The organism is Clostridium gallinarum (genome assembly GCF_014836325.1).
Lineage (GTDB): Bacteria > Bacillota > Clostridia > Clostridiales > Clostridiaceae > Clostridium > Clostridium gallinarum.
Genome location: NZ_JACSQZ010000106.1, coordinates 1 through 4207 on the forward strand (window position 1 = coordinate 1; position 4207 = coordinate 4207).

Below are 4207 nucleotides of genomic sequence, written 5' to 3' on the forward strand. Positions count from 1 at the left end.
TAAATTGTCGCCAAACAATTTAAAGAACCGAAGTTCGTAAAGCACTTCTCATTTTGAGGGGTGCTTTTCTATATTCATTTTTAAATATTTCAAATATACAATTTCCAATTTTATCTTAATTTTACTAGTTTAATCTACATATTGCAAGAATTTTTTTATTATACTTTAATGTTAACAATTAAAAGTGCTTAAACTTCAATAGTATAATAAAAATAAGCATTGGTAGAACATTTAAAATAGCTGTTAAAAATCCCAATAGTTCTGTTGCACAAGCTGTAGATTTCGTTGAAAAACGTTCAGGATATTCAGCTGTATATAGAGTTAAATAACAAAAGCCAATGATCTAAGATCATTGGCTTTACTAATTACGCTAAACTCAACTTTAGCGAAGTCAAACCTATTAAATTTCGAAACTAATATAATATATTATTATAATTATTAAAGCATGTTATTTAAATGTATTCTACCCATTTTGTATTTATCTTTCCGATCAACTTCATTAGCATGGATTTTATTTACTATGCCAATCTACATAATAATTTTAATGCTAAAATTGGTTCATATCTATAATTCGGTCGCACTCATTTACAAGTCTTTCATCATGAGTGGCAAGTACAACGATAGCTCCTTTTTTAGCACATTGCCTCAATAACTCTATGACAAGTTCACGATTTTTCACATCAAGAGAAGCTGTCGGCTCATCAGCGTAAATAACAGTTGCATTTTTAAAAATTGCCCTTGCAATTCCTATTCGTTGTTTTTCCCCTCCTGAAAGAACTATAGCAAGCTCATTATTCCTACCTTCAAGCCCAACTTTTTTTAGTATTTTTTGAACTTTATCACTATTCATTTTATATTTATCTAATGTAACATTGTATGCTACACTTGCATCTTCTATTATTCCATAATCTTGATAAATAAAAGTTGCATAATCATGCCAAAATTTTGTTTTTTCTTTATCTTTGTATTTCGTTACATTTTTCCCATTAATCATAATCTTTCCATAATCAACAGTTTTTATCATTCCAAGACAATTTAGAAGTGTAGTCTTACCACACCCTGATGGACCTGTAATAGCAACCATTTCTCCTTTTTTCATTTCAAAAGATACATTAGAAAAAACTTTTCTTCCACTTATATCCACAGCTATATCATTAACCTTAATCTCCATAATTCCCTCCATCCACTACTTGGTTAGCAGTATAACTAATTTAAATACAAATTCATCTTCCTGACTTTTAATGAAATGAATCTATATCTTTAGAGTATTTTCTACTCGTTACGACATGACATTTGATAAAAAGTTTTTCTTACACATACTTGATAAGCAACTAAATTCCCAATAGCATATAAAAGTGCAATAGCACAAGCTACGAATATTAAGGTAATCAGTTCTGGGCGTCTTATCACAAAAGATATGATACATCCAATAATAATAGTCAGTATAGCAATAATCAATTCTTTACTAAATGATAGCCGTATAATCTCACTATATTTTTTTCCAAATGTATGCAATGTGAAAATACGTTTTTTATTAGCTCCTACCCATAACTGAGCATTCATAATTCCAGCAAATATCATTGCAATAAAAATAAGAATACACGCCATAATATAAAATATAGCTTCTTTACCAAACTTTTGTGCCTGCTCTAATGCTACATCTGCAATCGTATCAATAGACACAACATATTCTTTAATAGGAGAATCAGACAAAGCTAAACGTAACATTTTTTCATCTTGGAAAACAACATTCCCACTTGACGCAGCATAAAGCATAAAACCTTTCATTTTAAGAATTAAAGTAGGATTATCAACTAAAATAACTAATGGATTCTCTGCTTGGATTGTATTAGATCCATAACCGACATTAGCTGGTAATGCAAGAAATTTTTCACCTGTAAATTCATAGAAACCAACTCCCTCTGGCTGTACTTCTCCAGTTTTTGTCCAAAGTGGAATTTGAGCATTTAAAAAACTTTGAAGATGTTCTTCTAATTTTTCTAAGTTTACCTCCGTAAGTTTACCACCGTTATCTTCCGTATCAACTCCTATATCGAAAGAATCTATCCATGACTTGTCTGTAATGATAATGTGGTCGTATCCCCCATATTCCTCTTTGTTTAATAAAATTGATTTATCAATGACAAGTGATAACCTTAAATTATTTTTTTGCTCCATATCCAAAAAAAATGTTTCAACATTAGGTAGCATTTCCTCTGTTTCTAAAGAATCAATATCCCCCAATGATATGCTCAGATTCCTTTGCATATTTTCCCACAAGGAATACTCCTTTGATAACTGTTGTAATATATATGCAGAATTTATCGTACTTGGAATGATAAGCAATGCCAAAATAATGGACATGATACGTGTAGCCATTCCTAATTGTCTAAATCTCATCAAAGGAATTTTTCTATATGAAAGGTACTCTATTTTTGGTCGTACCAATATTGAAATTATTAATATAAAAAAACTCGACAATACTAAAAGCAAAATGAGTGATGTAAAACCTTGTAATATAATTAGTGGTATTTGCATAATTCTATTTACAAATGCTATGTATCCTAATATAAAAATCCAAGCAATAAAAAATCCAGGAGTAGCAGTCGCCATAATTGATATTGTGTCTTCTACATGGATTCGCTTACTACTTACTCCACCCAAAAATCGAATTGTTCGAGCTTTAGCATGAGTAACAAACCATGCTATTAGTGTTGTTAAAAATAATAAGAAAGCAGTTATTATTGCATTACCTATACCATTATGAATTAAATTATAATAAATATTTCTCAATGCTGATAGATTAGCTAACCACGAAATTGTAATGCCATTTTTATCAGCCCATTCAATTATTTCATTTTTAAATCTATCACTTCCTTGCATAGCATATATTCCATACAATGGTCGAGTTTTTATATCAGTTGATGAAATTAACTCTCCTTTCAAATTTGAATCAAGCCAAAATATTTTTTGATTATCAACAATAATATTTTTTGAAAAAGGTTTTTTTGTTCCAAACCAAATAATATCTTTTTTATTCTCATAATTTTCTGTATCTGTCACTACTTTTACTAAAATTCCATCATTACTACTTGTAAGTTCATTCAAACTATCTATAAGTTCTTCTTTAGGTACATTAGAATCAGTTATATTTAATTCAAACTGTTCCGTTGTATTAAATGGTAATTGTTGCTGTTTAAGCATAGTTTGTTGAAAATTTAGTAAAAATGCAAAAAGAGCTAGTACAAAACTCGTTAAGCGAATACTATGTTTAATCATATAATAGCCTCCAATAATATAAAAATTGGCTTCGACAATTATACTATTGTCGAAGCCTAATCTACAGATATTTGTAGTAATTTCTAAAATAACAACTTTCTAATCTAGTCACTAATTACTAACGATAAAAGTACTGATCATCTTTATCTGACTGAACTGCCCATAACTCTGCAATTGACTTTTTACCAGCTGCAGTATCTATTGAACGAGACTCCTTATTCCCCAGCTTTACAGTACTTCCGTGACTTTGGTCAGCTGTATAATAAGAACGTACTTTAGCGTTCCAAAAACCATACTCCCATGTACCACCTTCGGCTGGATATCTAGTCATCGGTCCAGGAGCAAGCCAATAAGGTTCTATATTATCTTCTCCCATAGTTCCTACGCTATTTTCTATATCTATTTTCTTAATAGAAGAATTGATATTAGTATTGCTATTTGTTGCAGCCATAACTGGTGTGCTTATAATTGCTGGTACAAGCATAGTAACACCTAAAACTGCAAATTTTTTAAATAATAATTTCTTATTAAACATAATTTTCTCCCCCTTTACTTTACCATAATACTATTCTCTTGTAAATATTTTTATTATATGGTAATTATTAACTTATATGAAGTATACTATTACTAAAGATATAATTATTATAATACTATTAACATACAAATAAATTTAAAAGAACTATAGTCTGAAGAATCTATATATAGTGATGCTTCAGACTATAGTCAATCCTATATAGCATTTACTTTACTAACCTAAGTAATCCACTTTTTTTAAGCTTATCCGTTAACTAAATTTTTCAAAATATATTATTAGGTTTCTTAATAAATATATAGTTGATTTCGCTAAAAGTAATTTTCACGAAGATATAAAAAATTACGGTTTTAAGCCATTTATAAGCTATGATATAATAGAAAAATAGTAGTTAAC

At 29.2% G+C, this 4207-nt stretch carries 3 protein-coding genes; all 3 read right to left on the reverse strand.

Going from position 1 to position 4207, the window contains the following annotated elements; genetic code table 11:
* Positions 1–547: 547 nt before the first annotated feature.
* The 3 genes from H9660_RS15830 to H9660_RS16220 all read right to left on the reverse strand — a co-directional run bounded on the left by H9660_RS15830 (position 548) and on the right by H9660_RS16220 (position 3814).
* Positions 548–1171: an ABC transporter ATP-binding protein gene (locus H9660_RS15830; RefSeq protein ID WP_191751336.1), complete on the reverse strand. Its 624-nt coding sequence runs from the start codon at positions 1169–1171 to the stop codon at positions 548–550.
* A gap of 101 nt (positions 1172–1272) precedes the next feature.
* The gene (locus H9660_RS15835) at positions 1273–3279 is read right to left on the reverse strand and encodes a DUF6619 domain-containing protein (RefSeq protein ID WP_191751337.1); all 2007 of its coding nucleotides are present in this window, start codon (positions 3277–3279) and stop codon (positions 1273–1275) included.
* Positions 3280–3397: 118 nt separating this feature from the next.
* Positions 3398–3814 (reverse strand): lactococcin 972 family bacteriocin, encoded by a 417-nt coding sequence (locus H9660_RS16220; protein WP_207729509.1) that lies wholly within the window; start codon positions 3812–3814, stop codon positions 3398–3400.
* Between the last annotated feature and the right edge of the window lie 393 nt (positions 3815–4207).